The organism is Bacillus sp. SJZ110 (assembly GCF_006715455.1).
GTDB lineage: Bacteria > Bacillota > Bacilli > Bacillales > Bacillaceae > Bacillus > Bacillus subtilis.
Genome location: NZ_VFNF01000001.1, coordinates 591,883 through 606,179, shown reverse-complemented (window position 1 = coordinate 606,179; position 14,297 = coordinate 591,883). Strand labels below are relative to the sequence as shown.

16 protein-coding genes are annotated in these 14,297 nt (G+C 44.3%); 11 read left to right on the top strand and 5 right to left on the bottom strand.

Features of this window, described 5'->3' with window-relative positions:
• Window positions 1-3: 3 nt before the first annotated feature.
• On the top strand, window positions 4-876 hold the full coding sequence (spoIIQ, locus tag FB592_RS02975; RefSeq protein WP_014481160.1) for a stage II sporulation protein SpoIIQ: 873 nt from the start codon (window positions 4-6) through the stop codon (window positions 874-876).
• Window positions 877-986: 110 nt separating this feature from the next.
• Complete coding sequence (locus tag FB592_RS02970; protein WP_141949260.1) at window positions 987-1,409, top strand: VanZ family protein; 423 nt, start codon at window positions 987-989, stop codon at window positions 1,407-1,409.
• Between the two features lie 40 nt (window positions 1,410-1,449).
• On the opposite strand, the gene bcrC is transcribed toward FB592_RS02970, so the two are convergent.
• The 3 genes from bcrC to amtB form a co-directional block, all read right to left on the bottom strand.
• Window positions 1,450-2,031 carry an undecaprenyl-diphosphate phosphatase BcrC gene (gene bcrC, locus FB592_RS02965; protein WP_015714854.1) on the bottom strand — a complete coding sequence of 194 codons (582 nt, stop codon included), beginning with the start codon at window positions 2,029-2,031 and terminating at the stop codon, window positions 1,450-1,452.
• 180 nt (window positions 2,032-2,211) lie between these two features.
• Window positions 2,212-2,562, bottom strand: coding sequence for a P-II family nitrogen regulator (locus FB592_RS02960; RefSeq protein WP_003221829.1), 351 nt, complete (start codon window positions 2,560-2,562; stop codon window positions 2,212-2,214).
• 11 nt (window positions 2,563-2,573) lie between these two features.
• Window positions 2,574-3,788: an ammonium transporter AmtB gene (gene amtB / locus FB592_RS02955; RefSeq protein ID WP_003227757.1), complete on the bottom strand. Its 1,215-nt coding sequence runs from the start codon at window positions 3,786-3,788 to the stop codon at window positions 2,574-2,576.
• 281 nt (window positions 3,789-4,069) lie between these two features.
• Between amtB and FB592_RS02950 the strand changes: the two genes are divergently transcribed.
• The 5 genes from FB592_RS02950 (at window position 4,070) to FB592_RS02930 (ending at window position 9,809) form a co-directional block, all read left to right on the top strand.
• The gene (locus tag FB592_RS02950; RefSeq protein WP_072175615.1) at window positions 4,070-4,531 is read left to right on the top strand and encodes a hypothetical protein; all 462 of its coding nucleotides are present in this window, start codon (window positions 4,070-4,072) and stop codon (window positions 4,529-4,531) included.
• A gap of 186 nt (window positions 4,532-4,717) precedes the next feature.
• Window positions 4,718-5,287 carry a hydrolase gene (locus FB592_RS02945; RefSeq protein ID WP_141949259.1) on the top strand — a complete coding sequence of 190 codons (570 nt, stop codon included), beginning with the start codon at window positions 4,718-4,720 and terminating at the stop codon, window positions 5,285-5,287.
• A complete protein-coding gene (locus FB592_RS02940) occupies window positions 5,287-6,645 on the top strand; it encodes an MFS transporter (RefSeq protein WP_032727108.1) in 1,359 nt (452 codons plus the stop codon). The genes FB592_RS02945 and FB592_RS02940 overlap by 1 nt, the downstream gene beginning before the upstream one ends.
• Before the next feature lie 180 nt (window positions 6,646-6,825).
• Window positions 6,826-8,298, top strand: coding sequence for an allantoin permease (pucI, locus tag FB592_RS02935; protein WP_014481153.1), 1,473 nt, complete (start codon window positions 6,826-6,828; stop codon window positions 8,296-8,298).
• A 104-nt stretch (window positions 8,299-8,402) separates the two neighbouring features.
• On the top strand, window positions 8,403-9,809 hold the full coding sequence (locus FB592_RS02930; RefSeq protein ID WP_031315369.1) for a right-handed parallel beta-helix repeat-containing protein: 1,407 nt from the start codon (window positions 8,403-8,405) through the stop codon (window positions 9,807-9,809).
• A gap of 81 nt (window positions 9,810-9,890) precedes the next feature.
• Here the strand turns inward: FB592_RS02930 and FB592_RS02925 are convergent, their stop codons facing one another.
• Window positions 9,891-11,081, bottom strand: coding sequence for an MFS transporter (locus tag FB592_RS02925; RefSeq protein ID WP_021480789.1), 1,191 nt, complete (start codon window positions 11,079-11,081; stop codon window positions 9,891-9,893).
• A 21-nt stretch (window positions 11,082-11,102) separates the two neighbouring features.
• Window positions 11,103-11,516, bottom strand: coding sequence for a MarR family winged helix-turn-helix transcriptional regulator (locus tag FB592_RS02920; protein WP_003227771.1), 414 nt, complete (start codon window positions 11,514-11,516; stop codon window positions 11,103-11,105).
• A gap of 224 nt (window positions 11,517-11,740) precedes the next feature.
• Here FB592_RS02920 and FB592_RS02915 point away from each other — a divergent pair, with 224 nt between their 5' ends.
• The 4 genes from FB592_RS02915 (at window position 11,741) to flhO (ending at window position 14,289) form a co-directional block, all read left to right on the top strand.
• Window positions 11,741-11,851, top strand: a complete 111-nt coding sequence (locus FB592_RS02915; RefSeq protein ID WP_010886628.1) for a protein usd — start codon at window positions 11,741-11,743, stop codon at window positions 11,849-11,851.
• Window positions 11,852-11,865: 14 nt separating this feature from the next.
• A complete protein-coding gene (gene spoIIID / locus FB592_RS02910; RefSeq protein WP_003221804.1) occupies window positions 11,866-12,147 on the top strand; it encodes a sporulation transcriptional regulator SpoIIID in 282 nt (93 codons plus the stop codon).
• A 165-nt stretch (window positions 12,148-12,312) separates the two neighbouring features.
• Window positions 12,313-13,314 (top strand): cell shape-determining protein Mbl, encoded by a 1,002-nt coding sequence (mbl, locus tag FB592_RS02905; protein ID WP_003227776.1) that lies wholly within the window; start codon window positions 12,313-12,315, stop codon window positions 13,312-13,314.
• Between the two features lie 162 nt (window positions 13,315-13,476).
• On the top strand, window positions 13,477-14,289 hold the full coding sequence (gene flhO, locus FB592_RS02900; protein ID WP_032727034.1) for a flagellar hook-basal body complex protein FlhO: 813 nt from the start codon (window positions 13,477-13,479) through the stop codon (window positions 14,287-14,289).
• The last annotated feature ends 8 nt before the right edge of the window (window positions 14,290-14,297 follow it).

Here is a 14,297-nt window from a genome sequence, read left to right as displayed (position 1 = left end):
ACAATGAGAGAGGAAGAAAAGAAAACTTCTCAAGTCAAAAAACTTCAGCAGTTTTTTCGTAAACGCTGGGTGTTCCCTGCAATTTACTTAGTCAGTGCGGCCGTCATTTTAACAGCTGTCCTTTGGTATCAATCAGTATCAAATGATGAGGTAAAGGATCAGTTGGCTGATAACGGCGGAAACTCCGCATATGACAACAACGACGATGCAGTTGAAGTAGGAAAGTCAATGGAAAATGTCGCAATGCCGGTTGTTGATTCTGAAAACGTTTCTGTTGTGAAAAAGTTCTATGAAACCGATGCCGCAAAAGAAGAGAAAGAAGCAGCACTCGTTACCTATAATAACACGTACAGCCTAAGCAAAGGAATTGACTTAGCTGAGAAAGACGGAAAAGATTTCGATGTCTCTGCTTCTCTGAGCGGTACGGTTGTTAAAGCTGAAAAAGATCCAGTGCTGGGATATGTTGTGGAAGTAGAACATGCCGACGGTTTATCGACTGTGTATCAATCTCTTTCCGAAGTAAGCGTTGAGCAAGGTGACAAAGTAAAACAAAATCAAGTGATCGGAAAATCTGGCAAGAACCTTTACAGTGAAGACAGCGGAAACCACGTGCACTTTGAAATCCGTAAAGATGGGGTCGCAATGAATCCGTTAAACTTTATGGACAAACCAGTTTCTTCTATTGAAAAAGCAGCAGCTGCTGAAGAAAAAGCTGCCACCCAAGAAACAGAAGAATCCATTCAGCAATCTTCCGAGAAAAAGGACGGATCAACTGAAAAAGGAACAGAAGAAAAATCCGGTGAGAAAAAGGATGATTCAACTGACAAATCTGGTTCTAAAGAAAGCAGCACAACAGAAGACACTGAACAGTCTTAATGAAGAAAACGTCTATCCTTGTGATGGGCGTTTTTTTCTGTTACTTTTTGCTTTGTTTTACCGTCTATGTAGTTACATGTAGGCACGTACGTTATAAAGGAGGTTATGTCATGAACCGCCTATTGCTCGCAGGCTGGATCTTTTTTATCCTGCTTTCTGTCTGTACGGAAAGCTTCAGCGGCATGGTCGTATCGCAAACGGTGGCTTTTCATTTTCAGCCGCACCCTGATCTGTCTCAATTTTTAGTTATGGATTTTACTGAGCTTACTGTACCTGAAGCGTTTATTCAAAAAATCGGACACGCGTTTTCCTTCTTTGTGCTGACATATTTGCTGTGGAAACAGCGGGGCAGTATAAGATCAGCTTCAGCCAGCTCATTCGCGTTTGCTTTTTTTACAGAAGTTCTTCAGCTCTTCTTCAGCAGGAATGGTTGTATCCGGGATGTGCTCATCGATGCTGTTGGAATTGGATTGTTTTATGGTTTATATGTGTTGGCGAAGCGAAGAAAACAAGAGATGTATGAGAAATATTAAAGCCGGCTGTCTTGATTTCAGACGCCGGCTTTTGTCTTTCTTAGAAATTTTGATCGGTTGGTTTTTTCGTCAGTTTATTGATAATGGCTTCGTAGATCCTCACGATCAAATCGACGAACGGGCGAAGCAGATCTGAAAATCTAAAGAAAAGGAACCCGATAATGATGGCGACAACGAGGCTGCCCAATACATCTACCGGATAGTGATGTCCCACCCAAATTCTCGAAAAGCCTGTCAATAGCCCAAAAATGACAAGCGGCCAGCCGATTTTGCGGTTTCTGAAAAGCATCGCAATAGAAATCGCTAATGCACCTGTCGTATGGTCACTTGGAAATGAAGCATCCGCAGCATGCGGAATCAGTGTATGCACTGTATGCGCAACGAACGGACGCGGTTCGAAATAAACAAGCGTAATCAAATAGTTGATCACAAGGCCTGCAATTCCTGTGATGCCTGCGTATAGCACATGTTTTCTGCTTTGTGTGTTCCCAAACAGCCAGATTGCCAATAGGATAAGGGCATAGGCGACAATGGCATATTCCGTGATGAAGACCATAATGGAATCGAGAACTGAATTGTGATGAGATAGTCCATGGATTGCTTTAAAAATTTCGTAGTTCAAATAATCACCTTTTACATTTTTATATTTAGTAGACTAATCTTACTCATGAAAAGTTTCAAATAAAAATAGAGATTGTCTGAAATAACGGCGCTTGAAGAGAATTCGAAGAGGAATCGCGGTTTCTGGGGGGATTCTGTGCACAAAAAAAGAGATCCGGAGTGTCCGAATCTCGTACCGATATTAAAGTGCTTCAGGTCCTTCTTCGCCTGTGCGGATGTTGATCGTATTGCTGATTTCATAGACAAATATTTTACCGTCACCCGGTGATCCCGTTTTCAGCACCCTTTTAGCGGTCTCTGTCACTTGATCAACAGGAACCTTGCTGACCACGATTTCTATTTTTAAACGCTCGTATACATTGCTTTCTATTTTTACCCCTCGATAGAGCTCCGTATGTGCTTTTTGAAGGCCGCAGCCGTGTACATTGGAGAAAGTCAGAGAGGTCACTCCGATTTTTCCGAGTTCCTGCTTCAGCTTTTCAAAATTTGCCGGACGCGTTACAATTTCTACCTTGAACATTTGACCGCTCATAGCGTCACTCCTTACATAGAATCTTGATATGCTTTTTCCCCGTGCATCGTTAAGTCAAGCCCAAGTGACTCTTCTTCTTCAGTTGCGCGAAGGGGAAGGAAGAGGCTTACAATTTTAATAATAACGAAAGTGACAATAAATACAAAAACATAAGTGGCGGCGATGGCGACGATTTGTTTCCAGATTAAGCTTGCATCACCGTAAAATAACCCATCTGCGCCCGCTGAGTTAACAGAGGTTGTTGCGAATAATCCTGTTGCGATTCCGCCCCATGTGCCGCCGATCCCGTGCAGGCCAAAGGCGTCAAGCGCGTCGTCGTATCCGAATTTCTTTTTAAGCGAGAATACTCCCCAGAAACAAACTGCCCCGCCGATGATGCCGATAATAATAGAAGCGAACGGTGTGACAAATCCGGCAGCCGGCGTAATGGCGACAAGCCCGGCGATTGCGCCAGATACCGCTCCGAGCATTGTCGGTTTTTTGTTAATGATCCATTCTACTAAGATCCAGCCGGCGATCCCGGCTGCAGCCGCGGTGTTTGTGTTGATGAACGCGTACATGGCTACACCATCTAAAGTCAAAGCGCTGCCGACGTTAAAGCCGAACCAGCCGAACCAAATCAAAGCTCCTCCTAAGAAGGTGTAAATGAGGTTATGCGGAGAAGACGCTGTACCGTCTTTCCGTTTGCCGAGCACAATGGCAAGAACAAGTCCTGCCACACCGGAGGAAATATGAACAACATTGCCGCCAGCAAAATCGAGCGCTCCAAGCTGGCCGATCCAGCCGCCGCCCCATACCCAGTGCGCTACGGGTGTGTAAACCAAAGAGGCCCATAAAACCGAGAATAAAAGAAAAGCGCCGAATCGCATCCGCTCTGCGAAGGCCCCGGAAATAATCGCTGTAGTCAGAACGGCAAACGTCATTTGGAACATCATAAATAACGAGTGGGGGATGGTATCGCTGTAATCTCCCGGATCAAATCCGACCCCTTTGAGGCCGGCCCACTCCAGCCCGCCGATGATTGAATTGCCTGGTGCGAAGGCAAGTGTATATCCGAACAGCACCCAAACGATGGAAACGATGGCAATGGAAGAGAAACTGTGCATGGCAGTGCTCAGCACATTTTTGCTCTTTACCATTCCTCCATAAAATAACGCTAATCCCGGGGTCATCAGCCACACGAGTAAAGCGCAAAAGAACATAAAAACTGTATCGCCCATTTGCATGTCTCATTCCTCCGTATCTTTCAGAATAAAAAGCAATTATTATATTTCTTCATTATAGAGAAAAAAGAATGATAAAACATTTTCATGTAAGATTTCCTGACATGGTTTTTAAGGAATGTTATCGAGGGACGGAAAGAAAGGAGAATGGCATTTTTTACGATATAAGACTTTGTATCTATAAAAGAAGCTATTCATATGAGCTGAAAAGGGAATTGACATTAATTAGAATACTATATACTGTATTAAGTGTACTATATCAAATAATACACTGAGGGGGATGTATGATGAAGAAAGGCGGCAGGCTGAGGAAAGCGGTACGCAAGTCGATTCCCGCGACGTTCCGATTGTTTTTAGCCTTTAATTTTTTCGTGTACGGTCTGGCGAAAGTGGTAATTGGCCAGTTTGGCGAGGTGACGCCTGAAATCGAGGCGGCTGCCGGGAAGGGGTTTACGATCGCGTGGACATTTTTCGGTTATTCTCATGTCTATGAACTGTTTATAGGTTTTGGTGAAATCCTGGCAGCTGTTTTATTACTGATTCCGCGAACGGCTGCATTAGGGGCGGTTATTTTTATGCCCATTATTGTGAACATCGTCTTGATTAACTATTGTTTTGACATTGGCGTGCAGGATCTTAGCACGATATTAATGGTTATGTGTCTTATCCTGCTTTGGATGGACCGCCGCAAATTCATGGGCATTTTCAGGCAGGAACCGATAGACAGCAGGCAGGTGATGAAGTGATGACGCCCCTTATGATTACTGTGCTTGCCGGTTTGTTCGTATGCACAACCTGTTACTACTACATAAAAGAAAAATCATGAGAAAACGCTCCTTCTGAGAATTTCACAAGCATCATAAAAGAACTTAGGCAGTGTGAAGAGTAAAATATGCAATGTGAGAAACACTAACAGTATCAGGAGGAGACGTATGATGAATACACTCAACATTGATTTTCAAAAAACAGCATTGGTTATCATTGATTTACAAAAGGGGATTGTGCCGATTGATCAAAGCGGCCAGGTTGTCCCGAACGCGAAAAAGCTCGTAGATGAATTTCGGAAACATAACGGGTTCATCAGCTTTGTAAATGTAGCCTTTCATGATGGAGCGGACGCCCTGAAGCCGCAAACGGATGAGCCTGCGCAGGGAGGTTCAGGGGAAATGCCGGCGGACTGGGCCGAATTTGTTCCGGAAATCGGTGTGCAGGATGGCGATTATACTGTGACAAAACGGCAATGGGGTGCTTTTTTTGGCACAGATTTAGACTTGCAGCTGAGACGTCGCGGCATTGATACGATTGTATTGTGCGGCATCGCAACGAATATCGGGGTGGAAAGCACAGCACGGGAGGCATTTCAGCTTGGCTATCAGCAGATTTTTATTACAGATGCCATGTCCACATTTAGCGATGAAGAGCATGAAGCCACACTGCGCTTTATTTTCCCGAGAATCGGTAAATCGCGGGCAACGGAAGAGTTTCTGGAACAAGTGAAATGATGTTATCGAAAAAAAGCCGAGCTGTTTTTTTAACAGCTGTGGCTTCGGGAACAATGCTGAATCCGCTGAACTCGTCTATGATCTCTCTTGCGCTCCATAGCATCCAGCATGAGTTTCACCTCTCGTTTACAACGGTTTCCTGGCTGATTTCCTCGTTTTACTTGGCGAGTGCCGTAGCGCAGCCCGTAACGGGAAAGCTCGGTGATTTGATTGGGCGGAAACGCTTGTTTTTATTCGGGCTTATTCTTGTTGCGGTTTCTGCCATCGGAGCGCCGTTTGCGCCGACGTTTATGACATTATTGGTCATGCGGCTGTTTCAATCGGTGGGGAGCAGTGCGATTTATCCGTCAGGTGTCGGCTTGATTCGGAATCATATTCATGAGCGCCAAGCTTCAGCCTTGGCTGTACTCTCTATTTTTGCGTCCGCCATGACGGCGCTGGGGCCGACAGTCGGCGGGTTTTTGATTGTATGGGGAGGCTGGCCGGCGATCTTTATCGTTAATTTGCCGTTTATTATCCTCAGCTTCTTATTGGGCCTGTATATGTTCCCGAAAGATCAGAAAAAAGGGGCAGGAATCAAAACCATTATTCGGCAGCTCGACATTCTTGGAATTGTTTTATTTGCCGGGGGAATCATTTTCCTTCTATCCTTTTTGCTGTCGTTCAGCACGTCGCCGCATGCGGTTGAAGGTGTGCTTGGCTTACTTCTGCTCTGTGCGTTTGTCTGGCGCGAGCTGAAAACGGATAAGCCGTTTATTGATGTCCGTCTGTTTAAAACACAGCGAAACCTGTCAGCCGTGTATGTTCAGTTTATATTATTGAATGTTTTCTTCTATTGTTTATTTTTTGGTTTGCCAAGTTACTTTCAGGATGAAATGCATCTTTCTGTTCAAACGAGCGGCCTGTTTATGCTGTTTATGTCTGGAATGAGCATCGTTGTGTCACCTCTAACCGGCAAATGGATCGACCGATCTGGTGTCGTCAAGCCGATCTTTGCGGGAGCACTTTTGATGACGGCTGGAGCCGTGCTCTTAACCATCTTTTTTATCAATGTCCAGACCATCGGTAAAGGGCTCATTCTGTCGCTCCTGGGTATAGGCTACGGACTGGGCAATGTCGCGCTTCAGGCAGCGATGCTGGAAACGAGTCCTTCCAACATGGTAGGAACGACTTCAGGCCTGTTTCAAACCTGCCGTTACCTAGGATCGATTTTGTCTTCGGTGATCCTTGGCATTCTTTTTGGTAAAGAAATCACGGCAGCCCATTTTGATATGATGGGAATCATTATGATTATAGCGGGCGGAGCAAGCCTGTTAATGGCTGTGAGATTTGCTGCATTAATGAAAACTGCATCTTAAGAAAGAGACGGGCTCTGAGGTCTGTCTCTTTTTCTTGTTTAAGCTGTTCAAATACAAACGGGAAAATTGTATATCATAGCCAGTGTTATTGTCTGACTCTTCAGTTATATTAAGTGACATCTAATGTCAAAAAACATAACGTGTGACGACATATAGACAATATGGAAAGGGGAGCCGGCTATGAAATTAAAAGAGAGTCAGCAGCAATCCAACAGGCTGAGCAATGAAGATCTGGTGCCTTTGGGACAGGAAAAACGGACGTGGAAAGCAATGAACTTTGCCTCCATTTGGATGGGATGTATACATAACATACCGACCTACGCGACCGTGGGAGGATTAATTGCGATCGGCCTTTCGCCTTGGCAGGTGCTGGCGATCATTATTACGGCATCACTTATCCTATTTGGCGCTCTTGCCTTAAACGGCCATGCGGGGACAAAATACGGGCTGCCGTTTCCAGTGATCATTCGGGCTTCTTACGGGATATACGGCGCGAATATCCCCGCGCTTCTAAGGGCGTTTACAGCTATCATGTGGCTTGGCATCCAGACATTTGCGGGTAGCACGGCACTGAACATTTTGCTTTTGAATATGTGGCCAGGCTGGGGAGAAATTGGCGGCGAGTGGAACATTCTCGGCATTCACTTGTCCGGTTTGCTTTCCTTTGTATTCTTTTGGGCTATTCATTTACTCGTATTGCATCACGGCATGGAGTCGATTAAACGTTTTGAGGTGTGGGCAGGGCCTTTAGTGTATCTGGTATTTGGCGGCATGGTATGGTGGGCCGTTGATATTGCCGGAGGATTGGGCCCGATATACTCTCAACCAGGAAAGTTTCATACGTTTTCAGAAACATTCTGGCCGTTTGCTGCCGGAGTTACTGGCATCATCGGCATCTGGGCGACGTTGATCTTAAATATACCTGATTTTACACGCTTTGCTGAAACACAAAAAGAGCAAATCAAAGGACAATTTTACGGCTTGCCGGGAACGTTTGCGCTGTTCGCATTCGCAAGTATTACGGTGACCTCCGGCTCGCAGGTCGCGTTCGGAGAGCCGATTTGGGATGTTGTCGATATTTTGGCGCGATTTGATAACCCTTATGTCATCGTTTTGTCCGTGATCACGCTCTGCATCGCCACGATCTCTGTAAATGTCGCGGCGAACATCGTATCGCCCGCTTATGATATAGCGAATGCCCTGCCGAAATATATCAATTTCAAACGTGGCAGCTTTATCACAGCGTTGCTCGCTTTATTTACGGTTCCATGGAAGCTGATGGAGAGCGCGACAAGCGTGTATGCGTTTCTTGGCTTAATAGGCGGCATGCTTGGACCGGTGGCAGGCGTGATGATGGCCGACTATTTTATCATTCGCAAACGTGAGCTCTCGGTAGATGACCTGTATTCCGAAACAGGACGGTATGTGTATTGGAAGGGCTACAATTACCGTGCGTTTGCAGCCACAATGTTAGGGGCGCTGATTTCGCTGATTGGCATGTATGTTCCTGCATTGAAGAGCTTATACGATATATCTTGGTTTGTAGGTGTGCTAATCTCCTTTCTTTTCTACATTGTTCTGATGCGTGTTCACCCGCCTGCATCATTGGCAATTGAAACGGTTGAACATGCGCAGGTCAGCCAGGCTGAATAAGATCTATTTAGACGGTATATTTTCATATTTTTGAATGGTTTTCCATAAATAGAACATTTATAATGGTTTTAGAAATCTATTCTAAAACGAAATGGGAATCGAAAATGAGAAAATGGTATTTTATTCTTTTGGCGGGTGTTTTAACGTCTGTCATCCTCGCTTTCGTTTATGATAAGACAAAAGCGAATGAGGAAGGATCTGGGGATTATCTGTATGTTTCGCCAAATGGCAGTGATCAAAATGAAGGAACAAAAGAAAAGCCGTTTCGTACATTGGCACACGCATCTGAGAAGGCTGCTGCCGGCACAACTGTCATGATTCGGGAGGGCACGTATCATGAGACCCTTGATGTAAAGCACAGCGGTACGGATGGAAAGCCTATCACATTCCGAAACTATGAAAATGAAAACGTCGTGATTAGCGGTGAATCCGTTACGGACGCTGAATATGAAACACCGCTTATTCGTATTCACGATAAACATGACATTGCCATCAGCGGTTTAACAATTCAAGATCTTTCTGTTTCATCTGAGGAAGCAACTGCTATAGGGATTTATGTATCAGGGTCCAGCAGTCATATCGCCATTAAGGATAATCACATCCGGGGGATTAAGACAACAGCGGATGAAGGAAATGCTCACGGAATCGCAGTTTATGGGACTGGCAGCATGAAAGACATCCGAATCGAGGACAATACAGTTGAGAAACTGACGCTTGGAGCGAGTGAAGCAGTTGTGCTGAACGGTAATATCGACGGCTTCACAGTTGCAGGCAATGTGGTCCGCAACAATAATAACATCGGGATTGATCTAATTGGTTATGAGGGAACCGCGGATAAAAACGATTACGTGCGAAACGGAGTCGTAGAAAACAATACAGTTTATCAAAACTCGACTTACGGCAATCCTGCTTATGGAGATGAATACTCAGCGGGCGGGATTTATGTCGATGGAGGACACGATATCGAAATTAAGAACAACACAGTTTACGATAACGATATTGGGATTGAAGCAACGTCTGAACACAAAGGAAAGTATGCAAATGCCATTCAGATCACAGACAACAAAGTGTACAACAATGCGTACACCGGTATTTCAATCGGAGGATATGACAAAAAGCGGGGCGGCACCAGCAATTCTCTGATTGCCCGCAATATTATGTACCGGAATGACACAAAGGGACTGTACGGCGGACAGCTGCTGCTGCAGTACGATACGAAAAACAACACAATTGAAAAGAATATATTGACGGCTGGTGATTCCAGATTATTTATCGGAAACGATTTTACAGAAAATGAAGGAAATACGGTCAATCATAACGTGTACCACAAGGAAGCGGATCAAGACGGCATATGGATGTGGAAAAAGAAAGAATATGATTCATTTTCGTCGTATCGAAAAGCAACAAAAAACGATCAGCAATCCATATATGCCGATCCGATGTTTCGTGATGAAGCGTCCTATGATTTTTCGTTAGATCCTGATTCACCTGCGCGGCCTGTCATTGAATAATTGCTATAAGCGGCGTTCTCTTAGAGAGCGCCGTTTTTTATATGTAAAAAAGACTGCCGGGATTTCCCGGCAGCCTGAAATTTATTCTGCAATAGACACTTTTCCTTCAGCCTCTGCAGGTTTTTTCTGGCTCCACGTATAGAGAAGCAGAGCAATTAAAACGAACAGCCCCGCTGTTAAATAAATGGCAGAGAAGCCGGCAGATGCTACAAACAATCCGAATACATACGATCCTACAGCAATTCCGCTGTCAAAGAAGGTAAAGAACGTTGCCGTTGCAAAACCGGAGCGGTGAGCCGGAGATTTCTGTATCGCCAATGTTTGCATGCAAGGAACGATTGATCCGTAGCCAAGACCGATAACCGCCCCTGAAAGCAGAAGCATTAAGCCGCTATGTGTGAAGGACAGCATGCAGAGTCCAACAGAGAAAATCAGGATTGATGGGTAAATGACAATGCCCGGTCCGACTTTGTCGAACAATTTCCCTGTGAACGGGCGCGCAATCATCATTGTCACCGCAAAGCAAACAAAGAAATATCCGCTGATATCCGAAAGGTCAACTGATTTGGCGAATACAGACAGATATGATGTGACTGTTGAATAACAGAAAGAAATAAACAAACCGACCGTCGCAATTTTGAGTGCGCCCTTTTCAAACATATCCGAGAACGCAAAACGGAATACAGTCGTGCCGCTGTCCTTACTTTGCGGCACTTTTATCAAGAACGAAACAAGTAAGCCCGCAACCATAAACAGCGCAAAGGCTGTAAAGAATACAGGAAAGCTTACCACTCTCATCAAATTCAGGCCAAGGAAAGGCCCGATCGCCATAGCGAGGTTCATAGACATGGCAAAGTATCCAAGCCCTTCACCGCGCCGTTTGGCTGGAATAATATCAGCGGCAATTGCACCTGTAACAGTCGTTAAAATGCTGAACCAAATCCCTTGGAAGAACCGCAATCCGAGCAGCAGGGAAAAGTTATGAATCGGCATATACAGAAAAGATGATAGGGCGAAGAGCGCCATTGATACAATCGCCATTCTTTTCTTCCCGAAACGCTCAACGATGGCTCCGGAGAAAGGCCGTGTAATGATCGCAGACAGAAGGAACAGGCTGATTAAAAGCCCGCCTTGTGATTCTGTGCCGCCAAGCTCTTGCAGCGTATAGATCGGCAATACAGTTAAAAATGTATAAAAGAACACAAACACAAATAAATTGACAAGCAGGACCATAATAAAATCCTTGGTCCATATCGCATCCGTTTTTTTCAAATGTATGTCACTTCCTTATTTTCATTGTTGTAAAAACATGCGGAATAAATGAGAAAAAGCTTCTTTATCTTCATCCCGGAAATCTGCAAGCAGCTCTTCCTCGAATTTCAGCATTTTCACATTGATTTCTTCGTATTTTTTCTCGGCTTCTTTTGTGAGGACAACAAGTTTTTCCCGTTTGTCTTCACCTTGCCGTCTCTGAACCCAGCCGTTCTCCTCCAGGCGTTTGATCGTCCGAGTCACAGTCGGCGCTTCCACATTTAAATAGGACCAAATCTCTTTTTGAGTCATTGGTCCGATCGTACGCAAACAATATAAAACTGACCATTGAGATGAATAAAGGCCGAATGGCTCTAGCTGTTCATTGGCTTTCTTGGCAATCAGGCGGGCGCTTTGGTTGATTTGATGAATGAGGTGTCTGTTGACGTAGGACATGTCGGTCTCCTTCTAAAAAACTTACCTAAGTAACTAATTGCTTATTTCATTTTACAGGAGCGATCAATAGTTGTAAAGATGAAAATTTAGTGACGCGAAATAGTTTGCTGAATCTGAAAAAGTTCGTTTCACCCCTTGTCCTTATTGAGTTTTTAGCATATTCCCAAAAGAATGCTAATACACTGTTACAAACCTAACAAAGAGAGTGTTTGAGGTGAGGGATCGTGGGCATATTTCACAAACTTACTTTTAAAACCATACAACGAAGAAGCGGCATAATGAACGACTCTTTACAGAATACGGATCTCATTTCACACTTCTCACATCCATTTTAGGGAGGTCGAGTGGTGTGCACGATTACATCAAAGAGCGAACAATCAAGATAGGGAAGTACATCGTGGAGACAAAGAAAACCGTTCGTGTCATTGCGAAGGAATTTGGTGTTTCCAAAAGTACAGTACACAAGGATTTAACAGAGCGTCTGCCTGAAATTAACCCCGACTTGGCAAACGAAGTGAAAGAAATACTCGATTATCATAAATCCATCAGGCATTTAAGAGGAGGAGAAGCGACAAAGCTCAAATATAAAAAAGATGAAATTCTCGAAGGAGAGCCTGTTCAGCAATCGTAATCACCTGGCATTGCCTTCTTGAAATCGTTCATAAAACATCCGCAAAAATTTGTAAAGAACTTATTGTGCTTCCAACTTTTTTTCTATATTTTATGATAATATATATAATTAGGGCACAATGTGGATATTTACTGTGAAACAGATTTTCAAGGAGGATATAAATAGATGTTTGCAAGGGATATTGGTATTGACCTCGGTACTGCAAATGTACTGATCCATGTTAAAGGTAAAGGAATTGTTCTGAATGAACCTTCCGTTGTTGCACTTGATAAAAACAGCGGCAAAGTGCTGGCGGTTGGCGAAGAGGCAAGACGAATGGTTGGACGTACACCTGGGAATATTGTTGCGATTCGCCCGCTGAAAGACGGAGTTATTGCTGACTTTGAAGTAACAGAAGCAATGCTGAAACATTTTATTAACAAGCTGAATGTAAAAGGCCTGTTCTCAAAGCCGCGCATGCTCATTTGCTGCCCGACGAATATTACATCCGTTGAGCAAAAAGCAATTAAAGAAGCTGCAGAAAAAAGCGGCGGGAAACATGTGTACCTTGAAGAAGAACCTAAAGTTGCCGCTATCGGCGCGGGTATGGAAATATTCCAGCCAAGCGGTAACATGGTTGTAGACATCGGAGGCGGGACGACGGATATCGCGGTTATTTCAATGGGCGATATTGTCACCTCCTCTTCTATTAAAATGGCTGGGGACAAGTTTGACATGGAAATCTTAAATTATATCAAACGCGAGTACAAGCTGCTGATCGGCGAACGTACTGCGGAGGATATTAAGATTAAAGTCGCAACTGTTTTCCCAGACGCACGTCACGAGGAAATTTCCATTCGCGGACGGGACATGGTTTCCGGTCTTCCAAGAACAATTACAGTAAACAGTAAAGAAGTTGAAGAAGCCCTTCGTGAATCTGTCGCTGTTATTGTTCAGGCTGCGAAACAAGTGCTTGAAAGAACACCGCCTGAACTTTCTGCTGATATTATTGACCGCGGCGTTATTATTACCGGCGGAGGCGCGCTCTTAAACGGCCTTGACCAGCTGCTTGCTGAAGAGCTGAAGGTACCGGTCCTCGTTGCTGAAAATCCTATGGATTGCGTAGCCATCGGCACAGGTGTCATGCTTGATAATATGGACAAGCTTCCTAAACGCAAACTAAGCTGATTTCACAAACCTCATTCTGAAAAAGAATGAGGTTTTTTTATGAAAAAGCCTTCACGAAAAGATGTTAAATGACGATAATAGGATAAAATACTGAGTTTTTATTATAGAACGAACGTTCCTATATGACAACTGGAAAAAATGCCATTTTTAGAGGTGGGAAATTTGTTAAAAGGATTATATACAGCAACATCCGCAATGATTGCCCAGCAGCGAAGAACGGAAATGCTTTCAAATAATATTGCTAACGCAAATACATCAGGATATAAAGCTGATCAAGGCTCTATGCGCGCGTTCCCTGAGATGCTGCTCAGCAGAATAGAATCAAAATCTCCGGCCGGGACATCAAGGACGGAAATCGGTTCCGTGAATACCGGAGTATATATGCAGGAGCTCAAGCCTCTCTTTACACAGGGAAGCCTGAAGTCCACAGACCAGCCTACAGACATTGCATTGATCGAAAATCAAGTTCCGATGAATGCGGAAACCAATGAAAAAGCTGCTCTTTTTTATCCGGTTCAAACAGCGGATGGAATCCGTTATTCAAAAAGCAGCACATTTTCACTAAATGAGAACAATCAGCTGACGATCAACGGACGCCCTATTTTATCGACGGATCGCCAGCCAATCACTGTTGATAATGAGAATTTCACTGTGTCTGAAAACGGTACTGTGACAACGAACGGACGCACAGCCGGCCAGATTGATGTCAGAATGGCGGAAGATGTCCGCAATCTCAAACGGGACGGAAATGATTTGTACAGCACGGCGGACGGTAATGATCTGCCAAGCGCAGCCGGAAATAATCAGGTAGCCTATTCATTAAAACAAGGCGTCTCAGAGCTTTCAAACGTGGATGTGACAAGCGCCTATACAGAAATGACTGAAGCGTACAGATCGTTTGAGGCGAATCAGAAGGTTATTCAGGCTTACGATAAAAGTATGGATAAAGCAGCAAATGAAATTGGGAAAATTTAAGATAACGG